The organism is Desulfothermus okinawensis JCM 13304, assembly GCF_054654515.1.
Window position 1 is genome coordinate 1 of record NZ_BAAIEW010000021.1, and the last position, 16,209, is coordinate 16,209.

15 protein-coding genes and 1 pseudogene are annotated in these 16,209 nt (G+C 37.2%); 12 read left to right on the forward strand and 4 right to left on the reverse strand.

From position 1 onward, the window contains the following. A pseudogene (locus tag ACYQ0O_RS08870) lies at nt 1-221 on the forward strand (hypothetical protein); the annotation flags it as partial. A 39-nt stretch (nt 222-260) separates the two neighbouring features. Here ACYQ0O_RS08870 and ACYQ0O_RS08875 read toward each other — a convergent pair. From ACYQ0O_RS08875 to ACYQ0O_RS08890, 4 genes are read right to left on the reverse strand one after another with little or no spacing between them, the layout of a single operon-like run. Continuing rightward, nucleotides 261-875 (reverse strand): DedA family protein, encoded by a 615-nt coding sequence (locus ACYQ0O_RS08875; RefSeq protein WP_459892229.1) that lies wholly within the window; start codon nt 873-875, stop codon nt 261-263. Further along, nucleotides 869-1,615, reverse strand: coding sequence for a tRNA1(Val) (adenine(37)-N6)-methyltransferase (locus ACYQ0O_RS08880; protein ID WP_459892231.1), 747 nt, complete (start codon nt 1,613-1,615; stop codon nt 869-871). The genes ACYQ0O_RS08875 and ACYQ0O_RS08880 overlap by 7 nt, the downstream gene beginning before the upstream one ends. Nucleotides 1,616-1,621: 6 nt before the next feature. Then, nucleotides 1,622-2,224: a LysO family transporter gene (locus ACYQ0O_RS08885; RefSeq protein WP_459892233.1), complete on the reverse strand. Its 603-nt coding sequence runs from the start codon at nt 2,222-2,224 to the stop codon at nt 1,622-1,624. Beyond that, complete coding sequence (locus tag ACYQ0O_RS08890) at nt 2,221-2,484, reverse strand: LysO family transporter (protein WP_459892235.1); 264 nt, start codon at nt 2,482-2,484, stop codon at nt 2,221-2,223. The genes ACYQ0O_RS08885 and ACYQ0O_RS08890 overlap by 4 nt, the downstream gene beginning before the upstream one ends. Nucleotides 2,485-2,625: 141 nt before the next feature. On the opposite strand from ACYQ0O_RS08890, the gene ACYQ0O_RS08895 reads away from it, so the two are divergent. The 11 genes from ACYQ0O_RS08895 (at nt 2,626) to ACYQ0O_RS08945 (ending at nt 16,197) form a co-directional block, all read left to right on the forward strand. After that, entirely contained in the window at nt 2,626-3,804 is a 1,179-nt protein-coding gene (locus ACYQ0O_RS08895) for a pyridoxal phosphate-dependent aminotransferase (RefSeq protein WP_459892237.1), read from the forward strand. Beyond that, nucleotides 3,720-5,198: a sensor histidine kinase gene (locus ACYQ0O_RS08900; protein WP_459892239.1), complete on the forward strand. Its 1,479-nt coding sequence runs from the start codon at nt 3,720-3,722 to the stop codon at nt 5,196-5,198. Before ACYQ0O_RS08895 ends, ACYQ0O_RS08900 begins: the two co-directional genes overlap by 85 nt. A gap of 200 nt (nt 5,199-5,398) precedes the next feature. After that, entirely contained in the window at nt 5,399-6,778 is a 1,380-nt protein-coding gene (locus ACYQ0O_RS08905; RefSeq protein ID WP_459892241.1) for a sigma-54-dependent transcriptional regulator, read from the forward strand. Then, a complete protein-coding gene (locus tag ACYQ0O_RS08910) occupies nt 6,775-9,732 on the forward strand; it encodes a DEAD/DEAH box helicase (protein WP_459892243.1) in 2,958 nt (985 codons plus the stop codon). The genes ACYQ0O_RS08905 and ACYQ0O_RS08910 overlap by 4 nt, the downstream gene beginning before the upstream one ends. A gap of 103 nt (nt 9,733-9,835) precedes the next feature. Then, nucleotides 9,836-10,744 (forward strand): ACP S-malonyltransferase, encoded by a 909-nt coding sequence (gene fabD / locus ACYQ0O_RS08915; RefSeq protein WP_459892245.1) that lies wholly within the window; start codon nt 9,836-9,838, stop codon nt 10,742-10,744. A 13-nt stretch (nt 10,745-10,757) separates the two neighbouring features. Beyond that, complete coding sequence (argS, locus tag ACYQ0O_RS08920; RefSeq protein WP_459892247.1) at nt 10,758-12,416, forward strand: arginine--tRNA ligase; 1,659 nt, start codon at nt 10,758-10,760, stop codon at nt 12,414-12,416. 3 nt (nt 12,417-12,419) lie between these two features. Next, complete coding sequence (locus ACYQ0O_RS08925) at nt 12,420-13,064, forward strand: SPOR domain-containing protein (RefSeq protein ID WP_459892249.1); 645 nt, start codon at nt 12,420-12,422, stop codon at nt 13,062-13,064. Nucleotides 13,065-13,189: 125 nt separating this feature from the next. Continuing rightward, complete coding sequence (locus ACYQ0O_RS08930) at nt 13,190-13,735, forward strand: pyruvoyl-dependent arginine decarboxylase (protein ID WP_459892251.1); 546 nt, start codon at nt 13,190-13,192, stop codon at nt 13,733-13,735. Nucleotides 13,736-13,788: 53 nt separating this feature from the next. Next, nucleotides 13,789-14,664, forward strand: coding sequence for an agmatinase (speB, locus tag ACYQ0O_RS08935; protein ID WP_459892253.1), 876 nt, complete (start codon nt 13,789-13,791; stop codon nt 14,662-14,664). A gap of 182 nt (nt 14,665-14,846) precedes the next feature. After that, nucleotides 14,847-15,947 carry a deoxyhypusine synthase family protein gene (locus ACYQ0O_RS08940; protein WP_459892255.1) on the forward strand — a complete coding sequence of 367 codons (1,101 nt, stop codon included), beginning with the start codon at nt 14,847-14,849 and terminating at the stop codon, nt 15,945-15,947. Nucleotides 15,948-16,014: 67 nt separating this feature from the next. Next, nucleotides 16,015-16,197 carry a DUF2283 domain-containing protein gene (locus ACYQ0O_RS08945; protein WP_459892257.1) on the forward strand — a complete coding sequence of 61 codons (183 nt, stop codon included), beginning with the start codon at nt 16,015-16,017 and terminating at the stop codon, nt 16,195-16,197. Nucleotides 16,198-16,209: the final 12 nt, after the last annotated feature.

The window sequence follows — 16,209 nt, forward strand, 5'->3', positions numbered from 1 at the left end:
TACTTAGCGAAAAGATATCTAAAATAGAAGAAGTTGAATATAAACATGAAGAGACCAAATCAGATCTAAAAGTTTTAATTGAAGTAGTGAAACAGGGCTTTGATGATATGAATAAAAGATTTGAAGATATTAACAAGAGATTTGATATGATGTTTAAGTTTATGAGTCTTGGATTTACAATGATAACAATCTTAATTGTGGTATTTAAGTTTATTGATTGACGTGGCAATAAATTTTGAAAAGAAGGTTTATCTTATAAATCATCCCTCAGTGTTATTTTTCATTCTTTTTGTAAATACATAAACAAATAAAATAATAAGAAGCAAAAGAATAATCACTTTGTAGTCTGTGAAATCCAGATATGATATTCCCATTCCAACCAGGTAGCCTGATCCAAAATAGGATATACCCCAGAGTATTCCACTAAGTGATGAGAAAATAATAAAAAAAACAGGTTTCATATCTAAGAGACCTGCAACAAATGGTATAACAGGCCTGAAAACGCCTATAAACCTTCCCACAAAAACACTTATTCCTCCATATTTATTAAAAAATTCTTCTCCTTTTTTTATGTACTCAGAGTATTTTTTGTAAAGTTTTAAAAATGTTTTTCTGTCTCTTATAAACTTTGCCAGAAAAAAGCTCGAGAAATCAGCCATGATAGCACCAATGGCCCCTGCAAAAATGGAGTAATAGATATTTAAAATTCCATGATAGGCCATAAGACCAACTGAGAATGCAAAGGCAGCACCAGGCATAACAAGACCTACAAATGCAAAGGACTCCAAATAGGACATTAGAAATACAAAGCTGTAGCATAGAATCGGATGTGAATAAGCAAGTCCCCTGGCTAACTGAACCAGTTCGTTTACCATTTACAATCTCCCTTTAAAAATGGACAAAAATTAAGGACATCCTGGGTGTATTCATTTTTTCCAGAATCATCTCTGTACTGGATCAGTGGCGGTTCAACTGTTAAATATGGGCTTCCATTTTTTACTGCTTCAATCAAGAATACTTTTGATGATTTTTTTTTGTGTCCATGGATGAATTTAATTCTTTTTGGCTCAAAATTATATTTTTTTAGAACAGAAAATAGATAACCCATTCTTTCTGCTAAATACACAATGCAGAGTGTTCCCCTGTTTTTTACCAGATAGTTTCCAGCATAAATAAAATCATCTAATGTGGCCCCTTCCTCAAATCTAGCCCTATTTTTATCTAAATTGGGTGAAACCCTCCCCATTTGTCTGTTTCTGTATGGGGGATTTATGACCCCTAAATCAAATTCCCCTGCCCTTAGTCCTTTTGTTTTTTTTATTCTTCTTACATCCCCCAAAATACAAATAAAATTTTTATCAACCCCAAAGTTTTTTGCATTTTTTTTGGCACACTCAATCATTGCCCTGTCCACCTCGAGCCCAACTATTTTTAGGTCTAATTTAAGATTTTTTAATAAAACACCTATGGAGATAACACCGCATCCACAGCCAAGATCGATTATTTTGTCCCTTTTTTTTGGTCTTATAAAGCAGGATAAAAAAACAGAGTCAATCGAGAATTTGTGTCCCTTTTCAGGTTGCAAAAGTCCTCTGGGAAATTTTTCTGGATACATATATTTTTAAGCGAGAATTATGGGTATTAAAATGGGAACCAAAGTGCTTAGCACTGCGCCATTTATTATTGAGATTAAAGAATATTTATTGCCTGCATATTTGTAGATAACAGGGAGTGTTGTGTCCATGGAAGTTGCTCCACCTGATGCAATTGGGGCAAGTTTTGCAATATATCTTGCGAGTATTGGAGCAGAGACCAGGGTCACAACCTCCCTTATTATGTTTGATATAAGGGCTATAGCACCTATTGCCTCTCCCCTTATTTTACCAATTATAATGCTGGATAGGCTGTAGTATCCAAAGCCAGCTCCAATGGCCATGCATTCTTTTAGATCAGGAATAGATACAAGGAAAAAAGCAGCAGCTGCTCCTAAAATCGAGCCAACTGCAACTAGTATTGGTACCAGGGCTGTTATGAGATTTATTTTAAATATTCCCTTTAAGGCAGATTGGTCGCTCCCAATTGAGATGCCCACAAGAAAAAGTAACATATACAAAAGATAATCTTCTACAGAGTATGTTATAATAGTCTCTCTTGGTATTATGTGAAAAATTCCAAATATAATTCCCACACAAAAAAAACACAGCAACAAGGCGCTAAATCTCATTTTATCTTCCTCTCAATTGGCAAAATAAGCAAGATGCTTCCAATTATGGAAAATACAGATATGATAAGGGCATCATATCCCATTGAAAACAGGTTTTTCATGATAGATGGATTTGAACCCATTAAAAAACCAAGTATAAATAGAAGTAAAAATACTGAGAGTTCGCACAATCTCTGGCATATTCTTATTAATGCATTATGTTTTTTTAAAAAAACTCCAAAGATTATCCCTACAATAAAAAAAAGAATTAATTTATACATTTAAAATCCTCCAGCCATGTGTTCAGTAAGTTTACAGGGACATTTATTTTTGCTACAAAATTTTTTCAAGCAAAAGAAAAAGTATAGGGAAATTCTAAAAAGTTCAAACAGATTTTAACATAAAAAATCAAGGAGATATATATGGCAGAATTTTCCAGAAGGATTTCAATGGTAAAGCCCTCAGCTACCCTGGCCATGAATGCCAAGGCCGCAGAACTTAAATCCCAGGGAGTAGAAGTAATTAGCTTAGCTGTTGGACAACCAGATCTTGCCCCTCCAGAAAGTGTTCTAAAAGGAGCCAGGGAGGCCATTGATAAATTGATGACAAAATATACACCTGCTGCTGGACTTCCAGAGGTGTTGGACGCTGTTTGTGAATATTATAACAGATTTTATAATGCAGGTGCAAAGAGGGAAAACGTAATTATTACAAATGGAGGAAAGCAAGGTCTATACAATCTTATGCAGATCTTAGTAGATCCTGGTGATGAGGTATTGATTCCAGCTCCATATTGGCTCAGTTACCCTGACATGGTGATTTTGGCAGGAGGGACTCCAAAGATAGTTCCAACAGAGGCTGAAAACAATTTTATGACCTCACCTTCAGAGCTTGAAAAATATGTCACAGAAAAGACCAAGATATTGGTTTTAAATACTCCATCAAATCCAACAGGGTGTCATTATTCTCAGGATAAATTTGATGAGATATGTGAATTTGCAATAAGCAAGGGCATTTTTATAATTTCTGATGAAATATATGACCAGCTTATATACCCCCCAGCTCATCCCACATCTGCCTCAAAGTGGTTTAAAAAATACCCCGACAAAGTGGCCATAGTAAATGGTCTTGCCAAGAGCTTTGCTGTACCAGGGTGGAGGATTGGATACGTGATATCAGATAGCTTGGTTATAAAGAATCTGTCAAAATTACAGGGGCAATCCACGTCAAATGTATGCTCAATATCTCAAATGGCTGCCCTAAGGGGCCTCTTAGGAGATTTATCCTTTTTAGAAGAAAACAGAAAAAAGTTTTTTGAGAGGAGAAACTATATACTTGGCAGGATAAATTCAATTGAAGGGATTATATGCCCAGAGCCAATGGGTGCCTTTTATGTTTTTCCAAGGGTAGATAATTTGTACACAGACAAGATCAATAGTTCTCAAAGATTGTGTGAATACCTTCTGGAAAAAGCAAATGTTGCCCTGGTTCCTGGAATTGCTTTTGGAGATGATAGGTGTATCAGGTTTTCATATGCAGTGGATATCTCTGTTTTGGAAAAAGCAATGGATCAAGTAGAAAAGGCATTAAAAGCACTATGACAATCCCCAGGCTCACTCCAGATCCAGCACATCCCTTTCAACTGGCAAAATTTTTGTCCTGGACCTCTCTTATATTGATTGTAGGTTCAGGACTTTTTTTAACTGTTATTATCAGTAATTATGCCAAAGAGACAGTGCTAAAAAAGGACAAACAATTTGCAAAACTCCTGGCCGAGAACCTAAACCATCAGATTTATCAGAGATTTTTACTCCCCACAGTCCTTGGTTTTGGACGGGTGGAACTGAGAAAAAAAGAGCAATATGAGCGTCTGGATCTTGTTGTTCAGTCAACTATACATGGTTTTAAGGTCCTGAACATAAAGATATATGATTTAAAGGGCATGGTGTCTTATTCTACTAACAAAGACCTTTTGGGGACAAAAAAGCCCATGTCTATATTTAAAGATGCTTTAAGCAGAGGTATTCAGTTTAAGGTAATTAAAAAAAGGGGTTTTAATATCTGGCCATTTAAACTTGAAAAAAAATCTGTTGTACTTGTGACTCTATTCCCTTTAAGGGTCGAGCGGGAACTTTTTCCTAAAAATGCTGGAGAAGTGGTGGGCATCTTAGAATTTTCCCAGGACATATCCGAGGACTATGAAACCATCTACTATTTTCAATTTTTAATAACAATAGCTGTTTTTTTCTCCTCACTAATACTCTTTATTTTACTCTATGTGGTGATACTCAGGGCCGATAGGATACTTCAGGAGAGGATTAAAGAAAAGGAAGAGCTGGAGAGGGCAGTATATCAAAATGAAAAGCTCGCATCCATGGGAAGGATGGTGGCAACCATTTCCCATGAAATAAAAAATCCCCTTGGAATAATACAAAGTAGTGCTGAGATGCTCTCTAAGAAATTTGCAAATGAAAAAGGGGCTGCATCTAAGCTGTCTAAGGCAATTTTTGAGGAGTCAAAGAGGCTCTCAAATATTGTAAATGACTTTCTAGATTACGCAAGACCAAAAGAGCCAAAACTAGAAGAAATAGACCTGGTAACTATTGTAAATGAGTGTATTGCATTTTTTAAACAAGAGGCAATCAAAAGAGATATTGAATTTAAGATAGATCTTCCAGAAACCCTTACAATAAAAGGAGATAAAAATCTTTTATACAGGGCAATATACAATATTATTAACAATGCAATGGATGCAATAGATGCTCATGGAAAGATAGAAATTAAATGGGACAAAGATTCACTTATAATCAAAGACTCTGGTCCAGGATTTGAAGAACCATTTATGGAAAAGTATTTAGAGCCATTTTTCACCACAAAGGATTTTGGTACTGGACTGGGACTTCCCATTGCTTATAATATTTTAAAAGGACATGGGGTGGAAATAGAGCTTAAAAATGAAAATGGTGGATTGGTTAAACTCAAATTTCCAGATTAGCACTGGGCACGGACCCAGGTTGTGGTTAGTGATTAGTGAATAGTGAGAGGTGAAAGGTAGAAGGGCGATTAGTCTTTAGTTATTATTAGTGATTAGTAGAAGGTAGAAGGATGAAGAGTACTAAAACATTGAACCTTGAACGTTGAACTTTAGACACAGATCACAGACACAGACTTAACTACATACAGGAGTCAAATCATATGTCTTCTCCCCACATACTAGTAGTGGATGATGAAAAAAACTATTTGATATTGTTAGATGCCCTTCTCTCAGAAGAGGGATATGAAGTAACTGTAATGCAGGATCCAGAAATGGCCCTTATGTATCTTAAGGAATCAGAAGTTGATGTGGTTATAACGGATTTTAAAATGCCAGGTATAAATGGCCAGGAACTACTTGAGAGGGTCAGGGAAATACATCCCCATTTGCCTGTGATTATAATGACCGCCTATGGTTCTGTTGATGGGGCTGTGGAAGCAATGAAGTGTGGGGCATTTGACTATATAAATAAGCCCTTTTCCAATGACGATCTTTTGCTTTCTGTGAGTAAGGCAGTCAAGATGTCAGATGCCTATAGAAAAAACAGACTACTATTAGAATCCATTGAGGAGAACCACTGCATAAAAAAGATAATTGGAGTTAGTTCAGCAATAAAAGAGTTGCACATTCTTATAAAAAAAGTGGCTGCAACCAATGCAAATGTACTTATAACCGGTGAATCTGGAACAGGAAAGGAACTGGTTGCCAGGGCCATACACTACTGTTCTTCAAGGAAAAATGAGCCATTTATTGCAATAAATTGTACTGCCCTAAATCCAGGGGTGTTAGAGAGTGAGCTCTTTGGACATGAAAAAGGTTCTTTTACTGGAGCAATTGCCCAGAAAAGGGGAAAATTTGAACTGGCCAATGGAGGAACTATTTTTTTAGATGAAATTGGAGAATTTCCAATTGAACTTCAGCCCAAATTGCTACGTGTAATCCAGGAACATGCATTTGAAAGGGTTGGAGGGATAAAGACCTTGAAGTCAGATTTCAGGGTTATAGCCGCAACAAATAAGGATTTAAAGAAAGAAGTAGAAGAAGGTAGATTCAGAGAAGACTTATATTATAGGCTAAATGTGGTTAATATCCAAATTCCTCCTTTGAGGGAGCGTACAGAAGATATTCCCCTATTGGCTATCCATTTTTTGAAAAAATACAGTGAAGAAAACAAAAAACAGATAAAGGGTTTTACCCCTGATGCCATGCAACTTTTAACCGCATATAATTGGCCTGGCAATGTGAGGCAACTGGAGAATATCATAGAGAGCACAGTGGTCTTAACACAGTCCCATGAAATCTCTGCTGAAGATCTCCCAGCAGAATTAAAGGATGAGTCCAGGCAATTTAAAAGTGCTGTGGACATGCTCCCTGACAATATCAATTTAAGTGAATCCCTGGAAAAGATCGAAGCAGCCCTAATAAAACGCGCCCTTGTAAAAAGCAATTTTATTCAGGTAAAGGCAGCAAAGATGCTGGGTATTTCAAAGAGCTTGCTTCAATATAAGATGAAGAAATACAATATCTCAGTAAAACCATGAATCATAAGAAAAATGATCCTCACAGCAACCTCCCTTCGCTGGATAGGTTTTTCTATGACTTAAGGGCCTCTAAGATATTTAAAGATCAGATAGTTTACACAGGACAGATTAAAGGAAATGACCCAGACTATGAAACTTTAGATTTCTTAAATAAAGATATAAAGGTTCTCTTAGAAAAGAATTCAATAAAAAAACTCTATTCTCACCAGGCCAGTGCGCTTAAATTAATTAATCAGGGCACAGATGTGGCAGTTGCCACCCCCACTGCAAGTGGTAAGTCCCTTATCTACAATTTGGCTGTATTAAATGAGTACTTAAAAGATAATTCAACAACTGCCTTATATCTATTTCCCTTAAAGGCCCTTGCCCAGGACCAGTTAAAGGAGTTTAAAAATTTTATAAAACTCCTGCCTCCATGTATAAATGGGCCTACTTTAGAGGTATATGATGGGGATGTGTCCTATTTTAAGAGGTATAGGGTCAGACAAAATCCCCCCAATGTACTTATAACCAACCCAGATATGCTACATGTGGGTATTTTGCCAAACTATATTAGCTGGAAAGAGTTTTTTATGAACCTCAAATTTATCGTAGTAGACGAGGTTCATACATACAAAGGGGTTATGGGTTCCCACATGGCCTGGGTGTTTAGAAGGCTCATTAGAATATGTAATTTCTTTGGTGCTTATCCAATTTTTATATTTTGTTCAGCAACAATTGGAAATCCAGAAGAGCTCATTGAAAAATTGACAGGTAGAAAAGCTATCTTGATTTCAGAAAGTGGAGCCCCTAAGGGAGATCAGGAATATATTTTCATAAATCCAATGTTATATGGTCCAGCAAAAACCGGTTTTATGTTGCTAAAGTCTGCTGTGTTAAGGGGGATAAAGACCATTGTGTACACAAATTCAAGAAAATTAACAGAACTAATTGGTTCCTGGACAAAAATAAGACTAGGTCCCCTTGGGCATAAGGTAAGTGTGTACCGGGCTGGACTTCTACCTGAAGATAGAAGGGAGATTGAAGCAGGACTGGCAAAAGGAGATATAATCGGGGTAGTCTCTACTTCAGCACTTGAGGCAGGTATTAATATTGGTGGACTGGATCTTTGTATACTTGTTGGCTATCCTGGTTCAATTATGTCTTTTTTTCAGCGATCAGGCAGGGTAGGCAGAAAAATGCAAAAAAGTGGGGTTGTGTTAATTGGAGGAGAGGACAACTTAGATCAATATATCCTATCCCACCCTGAAAAGTTTTTTAAATTAACACCAGAAAATGTTTCCATAAACCCGTATAATGAACAGATAATGACAAGACACCTCATGTGTGCAGCCTGTGAGATGCCCATAAAAATGGGAGAGACAAACGGGCAAAGGGAAAGAGGTGCTCTATTTAGTGTTCAAAGTTCAAAGTTCAATGTTCAAAGTTGTATTGAAAAGCTTATAGATAGAGGTCTTTTAATTCAGGATGAGAAAACAGGGGAAATTTACTCAACAGATTCTCATATACACAAAAAGGTACATTTAAGGTCAGGTTCAAATAATTTTATAATAATAAAAAATGATGGAACAGTAATTGGAACAATTGATAGATACAGGGCATATCATGAGACATATCCAGGGGCTATATACCTTCACAATACCAGGACATATAAAGTAGAAGATTTAAATGTATTGGAAAAGCAGGTGGTCTTAAAAAGTGTGAATGTAAAATATTTCACAAAACTCATTGTGAAAAAATCCACTTCAATTTTAGATACTCATGATACAAAAGAGTTTAATAAATTAAAGATTGAATTTGGTAGACTTAAGATTAAAGAGGTTTTTCTGGGATTTGAAAAAAGGAGGATAAAAGACCACAGTCTGCTAACTTTTAATGAGCTTAATTTAGATCCCCTTGATTTTGAAACCCAGGGATTGTGGATCCAGTTCCCATCTGAATTTAAAGAGAATGCAGAAAAAAGATATATGCATTTTATGGGAGGCATACACGGTTTAGAACACTTATTAATTGGGGTTATGCCCTATGTGGTGCTTATGGATAGGAATGATATAGGTGGAATTTCCATGGACTATAATGAAGAATTAAAATCTCCAGTAGTGTTTATATATGATGGTGTTGAAGGCGGGATAGGTATATCAAAGGAAGGATATGAGAAAATAGATGTTTTATTTTCAATAGCAAGGGATATTTTGTCTTCCTGCGACTGCAGCTTGGGTTGTTTTAAGTGTATTCATTCTCCAAAATGTGGATCAGGTAATCGTCCTCTGGACAAGGAGTGTACTAAACATATTATGGATCTTGTTTATAATAATTTTTCTAATAATCAAAGAAGTAGCCAGAAATCCTTATCTGAAATTGTCTGCAAGCATTCTGAGGTAAGAAACAATATGTTAAGAAAGCATGGTTATGGAGAAGAAAATATTAATTTCGGGGTGCTGGATATAGAGACCCAGAAGTCCGCTCAAGAAGTTGGTGGGTGGAAGAATGCACATGCAATGAGGGTCAGTTGTGCAGTTTTGTATTCCGTTAAAGAAGATGATTATCTGGTTTTTTATGAAGAAAATTTAGACAGGTTATTTGATGAGTTAAAAGGACTTGATTTAATAATTGGATACAACATAAAGAAGTTTGACTATTCAGTACTTGGTCCATATGCATCCTTTGATTTAACATCCCTGCCTACCTTAGATCTATTAATTGAAATACACAAAAGACTTGGATATAGAATCTCTTTGGACAATGTGGCCAAATCAACTTTAAATGTGGGAAAGAGTGCAAATGGTCTTTTGGCCCTTAGGTGGTGGAAACAGGGAAAGATAGACAGAATCGTTGAATATTGCAAAAAGGATGTGGAAGTGACCAGGGATGTATATTTATTTGGTAAGGAGAGGGGATTTATCTATTTTTCCAATAGGTCTGGCAACAAAGTGAGACTTGAGGTCAATTGGTGATGTAGAGTTTTTTGTATATTTTTGTGCATGTTATTTTGTTGACCTACCTCCCTTGAGCGGTTTAAGTATCATGACCATCACCAAACATTTAGGAGAGGTATTTATGCAAGAGAAAAAAATATGTGTGTTATTCCCAGGTCAGGGCTCTCAAGAAAAGGGAATGGGAAAAGACCTGGCTGATAGTGATAAGGATATTATGGAGCTCTGGAAAAAAGCAGAAAAAATATCAGGAGCACCACTCAGGGAGATATACTGGGATGGGGATGAAGAGGAAATGGTCAAAACCATATACCAGCAGCCAGCCCTATGTGTTGTAGGTATCAGTCTATGGGAAAAATACAGGCCCAATGTAGATTTTTTAGCAGGACACAGTGTGGGTGAATATCCAGCCCTAATTGTGTCTAAGGTCCTTGGATTAGATGAAGGACTTAAATTGGTGTCTCTCAGGGGAAAACTCATGTATGAGGCAGGTCTGGATTCTCCAGGAAAGATGGCTGCAATATTAAAACTCACAAAAGAAGATGTGGAAAAAATTGTCCATGAGGCAGCCAGTAATTCAGAAAAGGTTTTATGTATTGCCAATTACAATAGTCCTAAACAACTGGTAATTAGCGGTGATAGAGAAGCTGTAGAGATGGCAGTTGAGATTGCAAAGCAAAGAAGGGCTCGGGCTGTTGTCCTTCCAGTCTCTGGTGCTTTCCACTCTCTATTGATGAAAGATGCAGCAAAAGAGCTTGCCAGATATATGGACAGGTTTCAATTTAACAATGCTGAAGTACCCATATTTTTTAATGCAACTGCCTTAGTGGAAACCCAGGGAGAGAAGATAAAGGATATAATGAAAACACAGATGATCAGTCCAGTATATTTTAATCAAATAATAGATAATCAATGGGAGATGGGGGTTAGGAAGTGGTTGGAGCTTGGCCCTAAAGGGATTTTGTGTGGCCTGCTCAGGAGGATTTTAGTGGATAAGAAAGAACAATGGGATTGTGAATCAATTGATAGTTAAGGGGACTACCATTATGAATGCTACTTGTTTTCTTGAAACTATTTTAAGGGAAGCCATAAAGAGTTTTGGTTGGGATTTTCCTGAAAGGGTTCAGATTGAGCCTCCAAGGGAGAAGAAATTTGGGGATATTGCAACAAATATTGCCATGCTCTTAAGTAAAAAACTCAAAGATTCCCCAAGAAATATTGCTCAAAAGATTAAGGATTATATATTAAGCAATGAGCAGGAATATATAGAAAAAATAGATATTGCAGGTCCTGGTTTTTTAAATTTCACCTTGTCCAATTCTTTCTGGCAAAAGGAAATTCTGGATATCCTTGAATCAAAAGATGAATATGGCAAAAGTGATTTTGGCAGAGGAAAGCAGGTCCTAATTGAATATGTGTCAGCAAATCCAACAGGCCCCTTGCACGTTGGCCACGGCAGGGGGGCGGCAGTTGGTGATAGTCTATCTCGCATATTAAAGTTTGCAGGCTATAATGTTGCCACAGAATATTATGTAAATGATGCAGGAAGGCAGATAAAGATTTTAGGCAAAAGTATATATACTAGATATAGACAACTTATGGGCTTTAATGATGGCCTTGAGGAGGATTCTTATAAGGGTGAATATATTGTGGATGTTGCCAAAAGGGTAGTAGAAAAATATGGCAAAGGCCTGCTTGATTTACCTGAAGATAAGGCCATAGGGATTTGTTCAGATATAGGTAAGGACATAATTTTAAAGGAAATTCAGGAAGATCTAAAAAAATTTAAAGTACATCATGATAGATGGTTTTCTGAAAGGTCTCTGGTTGAGAGTGGAGCAGTGGACAGGATGTTTTCATATTTAAAAGATAAGGGACTTATATATGAAAAAGATGGGGCACTCTGGTTTTTATCAACCAAATTTGGAGACCATAAGGACAGGGTGTTGAAAAAATCAAATGGGGATCTAACCTACTTTGCATCAGATATTGCATATCATAAAGACAAGATAGATAGGGGATTTGATCTCTTAATTGACATATGGGGAGCAGATCACCATGGGTACATCCCCAGGATGAAGGCGGCAATTGAGGCACTTGGTAAAAGTAGAGAAGATTTTCAGGTGATACTCATACAACTGGTCAATCTGGTACGTGGTGGAAAACAGGTCTCCATGTCAACAAGGGCAGGGGAGTTTGTAACCCTTTCCCAGGTAATAGAGGAAGTTGGTGTGGATGCCACCAGGTTTCAATTTTTGTCTAGAAAGAGCGATAGCCATCTTGATTTTGACCTGGAAGTGGCAAAACAAAAGACAATGGAAAATCCAGTTTATTATTGCCAATATGCGCATGCAAGGATCTGTTCTGTCTTTGCAAAGGCAAGTGAACGGGATATATTCATGGAATCAGAACCAGGCCAGGTGATAAATAGACTAAATGAGCAGGAAGAGATTGAGATCCTAAAAAAACTAAATGAGTTTAAAGAGACTGTCTTGACGTGTGCAAGGTTGCTTTCACCTCATATACTTACCTTTTATGTAATAGAGTTATCAGGCCTTTTTCACAAATATTACAATAAATATCCAATACTTGGTGCAGAAGACAGAAAACTTACAGAAGCAAGGTTATATCTTCTCAAGGGTATTGGTCAGGTCATTAAGACATCTCTTTTTTTGCTTGGGGTTGATGCCCCTGAAAGGATGTAGAAATTGGCAAAAGCAAAGAACCAGAGTCGGGCTCAGACTGGTACAAAAAAGAAATCAACTAAAGGTGGTTTCCATGTAACCCTGAATATTAGAGGATGTATTTTTGCAGGGTTTGTTTTTTTTCTGGCTATAGTGTGGGCCTTTATTCTTGGGGTTATCGTGGGTAGAGGATATGGGCCCATTGATGTTATCACCCCTCTAAAGAAAAAGGTATTGTCCTCTCCTTTAAAAGCTACACAAAGTAAAAATAATACCTCTAAAGAAAAGGTCCTCAGTCCAACTGAGCTAACTTTTTTGAAAAAGGTCAGACAAAATAGTATAGATAAAGAAGTATCTTATGCACAAAGATATAACAAGAGCAAGTCTCAGTCTGTTAGGTTGAATAACAAAAGAGACAGTAATACCTATTACAAGTATGTAATACAAATAAGCTCATTTAAGAAGAAAGAAGATGCCATGTCCCTGGCAGATAGATTAAACCACAAAAATATCCCGGCAAAAATTGAGGGTGTAAAAATAAATGACCAGAACTTTTACAGGGTGTTAGTTGTGCTAAAGGGCGGGATCCATGATATAAAAACAAAGATGGAATTAATTGAAAAAATGGGTTTTAAAAAATACATTATCAGGGAAAAAAACAGATTTTAGCTATTTTTGGTATAGTGGTATAGTGGTAAGGTGAAGGGTACTAAAACGTTGAACATTGAACCTTGAACGTTGAACTTTATACACAGACACATACACATACACAGACACAGACAAGGAGGCAAAAGATGACATTTGTTCCCAAAAAGGCCTTTTTTACAAAGGGGATTGGTATACATAAAAATAAGCTTCAGTCCTTTGAGCTGGCCCTTCGGGATGCTGGAATAGAAAAGCAAAATCTTGTGTATGTTTCAAGTATTTTCCCTCCAAAATGTCAGGTGATTCCCATTGAAGAGGGAATAAAGGAATTAAAACCAGGGCAAATAACATATTGTGTTATGGCAAAAAATGCCACCAATGAGAAGGGACGATTGGTTGGGGCTGCAGTGGGAATTGCTTTTCCCGCAGATGAGTCCCATTATGGATATATTGCAGAACATCACGCTTTTGGAGCAGATGAAAAAGAAATAGGAGATTTTGCTGAAGATTTGGCATCTACAATGCTTGCAACTACCCTGGGGATAGATTTTGATCCTGAAAAGGATTATGATGAGCGAAGGGAAATTTACCTTATGAGTGGAAAGATAATAGACTCCATGTCTGCCCCATGTGTTACAAGGGGAGTTGGTGGTATGTGGACAACTACCATATCAGCGGTGGTGTTTTTACCATGAACTTTGTGGAAGACATTGAACTTTGAATATTGAATTTTCATTAGGTGAAATATATGTACTCAAAATATGCAGATAATGAGGGTCTGGGCAAAGAAATAGTGGTATTACCAGTTCCCTATGAAGGTGCTGTTTCCTATGGAACAGGGACAAAAGAGGGTCCCAGGGCAATACTTAGGGCATCATTGGAGGTTGAGACCTGGGATGAGCAGTTAAATACAGACCTGTTAGATGTTGTTAGATTTAAAACACTGGACTATTTTGAACCCCCAGTTGAAGGTCCAGCGTACGTTTTTGAGTCTCTTTTTAATTATTTAAACACCAATTTAGATCCTGAAAAAGATTTTCTGCTTACATTGGGGGGAGACCATTCTGTTGCCCTGGCGCCAATTAAATTTTACAAACAGGTGTATAAGGACGTAATTGTAATACAAATTGATGCCCATACTGATTTAAGGGATGAATTTCAGGGAAGTAAGTACTCCCATGGATGTGTAATGGCAAGGGTAAGGGAGCTGGATATACCCCTAATTCAAATTGGCATAAGGAGTTTGTGCAGGGAAGAATCAAAGAAGTTAAAAAATGATCCTCACATAACAACCTTTTATTCATGGGATCTTTTAAAACTCTCACCTGAAGATGTGGCAACAAGGGTAAAGGAAATTGTTAATAATAGACCAATATATCTAACCTTTGATGTAGATGGAGTAGATCCATCTGTGGTACCTGGAACAGGCACCCCTGAGCCTGGAGGTATTCCATTTTCCTGGCTTTATGATTTCTGGATATATTTATGTAATCAGGATATAGAGTTAGTTGGAATGGATGTGTGTGAACTGGCACCTATTCCCAATCAGGTGGTGTCTGAATCCACTGTGGTAAAGCTTATAAATCGGATATTGTGTGCCTACTTTATAGTGAACAGTGATTAGTGAATAGTGAAAGGTAGAAGGATGTATGTGAAAGTTACAGATCACAGACACAGACCACATACACAGATACATCAAAGCTTGAGACTTCGGAGTTAATGGAATAAGCAGATAATAAATAATAGAAGATAAGATAATACCATCAGCATGTAACTAATTTTTTAATGGATAGAGGTAGTTAAGAGATGAAAAAACAATTTGTGAGAGCCATAGAGAGTTATTTAGATCCAGAAGAGGCAGGACTAACCCCTCTTAAGCCCTTTGATCCAGACGAGATAGATGATTTTGATGAACTTTTAGATGCAATGTCTAAGACTGCATTTGGTGGAAGACAACTTGGAGAGGCGCTGGATGTTTTATACACAATGGTTACTGATCCAGAGTGCCATGTGGTTGCCACCTTTTCAGGAGCAATGACCGTTGCCAAGATGGGTAAACTCATATGCAAGATGATTGATGAAGGTTGGGTTCAATCTATTATTTCCACTGGTGCCCTCATGGCTCATGGATTTATTGAAGCAATTGGGATGAAACACTATAAATATTATTTTGGGGAAATGGATGATAAAGAGCTCTGTAAGGCAGGTCTAAACAGGGTTTATGATACCCTGGAGCCTGAAAAAAATTTTATCCATTCAGAAACTGTTGTAAGGGAGGTGTTTAAGAGATTAAAAGAAAAAAAATACTTATCTTCTTATATAATTTGCAGAGAACTTGGCAGATATTTACATGAAAATTATAAAGACAGTGGAATTTTAAAAAGTGCCTATGAAAAGGACGTACCCGTCTATATCCCTGCGTTTACAGATTCAGAGCTTGCACTCAGCATTGCCTGCAATTTTTTGGCAGAGGATCCTTCCTTGTCCCATGATTTTGATCCAGAAAAATTGCCCTTTGTATTTAATCCCTATATTGATTTATTTCACTATACCAACCGTATATCCAATGCAAAAAAGATAGGTATATTTACCATTGGTGGGGGTGTTCCCAGGAACTGGGCACAGCAGGTGGGGCCATTTTTAGAGATGAGCCTTCAACAATTTCCCAATTTAAAGTGGGAGGTTAAAAGATTTCAATATGGAGTCAGGATCTGCCCTGAGCCTGTTCATTGGGGAGGTCTTTCTGGATGTACTTATGAGGAGGGAATCTCCTGGGGGAAGTTTGTTCCAAAAGATGAAGGTGGAAAATTCGCAGAGGTTTTATGCGACGCAACAATCGCCTGGCCCATTTTGATATTGGGGCTTGATAGGAGATTGAAAAATAGGGCAAAGACAAGAACAAACTAAATGTTGACTGGTATCCCGCTGCTCTCCATAGAGACAAGTGATCCATGATGTTAAAGAGGGAGGAAAAATGAAAGTATACTATGATGATGAAGTAGACGCCTTGTATCTAAAGTTGAGTGAGGAAACTCCAGCAGGGGTTATAGAAATTTCCAAAGGGGTGAATTTAGACATAACTTCCGAGGACAAGATAGTAGGTATTGAAATTCTTAATGCCTCCAAAAAAATTGATCTAAAGACGACGCTTTTTTGAACGTTGAACAAT

What these genes read in the sequence shown, in the direction of transcription:
- ACYQ0O_RS08875 (WP_459892229.1), bottom strand. Translation starts at nt 875, where the DNA reads ATGGTAAACGAACTGGTTCAGTTAGCCAGGGGACTTGCTTATTCACAT.
- ACYQ0O_RS08880 (WP_459892231.1), bottom strand. Translation starts at nt 1,615, where the DNA reads ATGTATCCAGAAAAATTTCCCAGAGGACTTTTGCAACCTGAAAAGGGA.
- ACYQ0O_RS08885 (WP_459892233.1), bottom strand. Translation starts at nt 2,224, where the DNA reads ATGAGATTTAGCGCCTTGTTGCTGTGTTTTTTTTGTGTGGGAATTATA.
- ACYQ0O_RS08890 (WP_459892235.1), bottom strand. Translation starts at nt 2,484, where the DNA reads ATGTATAAATTAATTCTTTTTTTTATTGTAGGGATAATCTTTGGAGTT.
- ACYQ0O_RS08895 (WP_459892237.1), top strand. Translation starts at nt 2,626, where the DNA reads ATGGCAGAATTTTCCAGAAGGATTTCAATGGTAAAGCCCTCAGCTACC.
- ACYQ0O_RS08905 (WP_459892241.1), top strand. Translation starts at nt 5,399, where the DNA reads ATGTCTTCTCCCCACATACTAGTAGTGGATGATGAAAAAAACTATTTG.
- ACYQ0O_RS08910 (WP_459892243.1), top strand. Translation starts at nt 6,775, where the DNA reads ATGAATCATAAGAAAAATGATCCTCACAGCAACCTCCCTTCGCTGGAT.
- fabD (WP_459892245.1), top strand. Translation starts at nt 9,836, where the DNA reads ATGCAAGAGAAAAAAATATGTGTGTTATTCCCAGGTCAGGGCTCTCAA.
- argS (WP_459892247.1), top strand. Translation starts at nt 10,758, where the DNA reads ATGAATGCTACTTGTTTTCTTGAAACTATTTTAAGGGAAGCCATAAAG.
- ACYQ0O_RS08930 (WP_459892251.1), top strand. Translation starts at nt 13,190, where the DNA reads ATGACATTTGTTCCCAAAAAGGCCTTTTTTACAAAGGGGATTGGTATA.
- speB (WP_459892253.1), top strand. Translation starts at nt 13,789, where the DNA reads ATGTACTCAAAATATGCAGATAATGAGGGTCTGGGCAAAGAAATAGTG.
- ACYQ0O_RS08940 (WP_459892255.1), top strand. Translation starts at nt 14,847, where the DNA reads ATGAAAAAACAATTTGTGAGAGCCATAGAGAGTTATTTAGATCCAGAA.
- ACYQ0O_RS08945 (WP_459892257.1), top strand. Translation starts at nt 16,015, where the DNA reads ATGAAAGTATACTATGATGATGAAGTAGACGCCTTGTATCTAAAGTTG.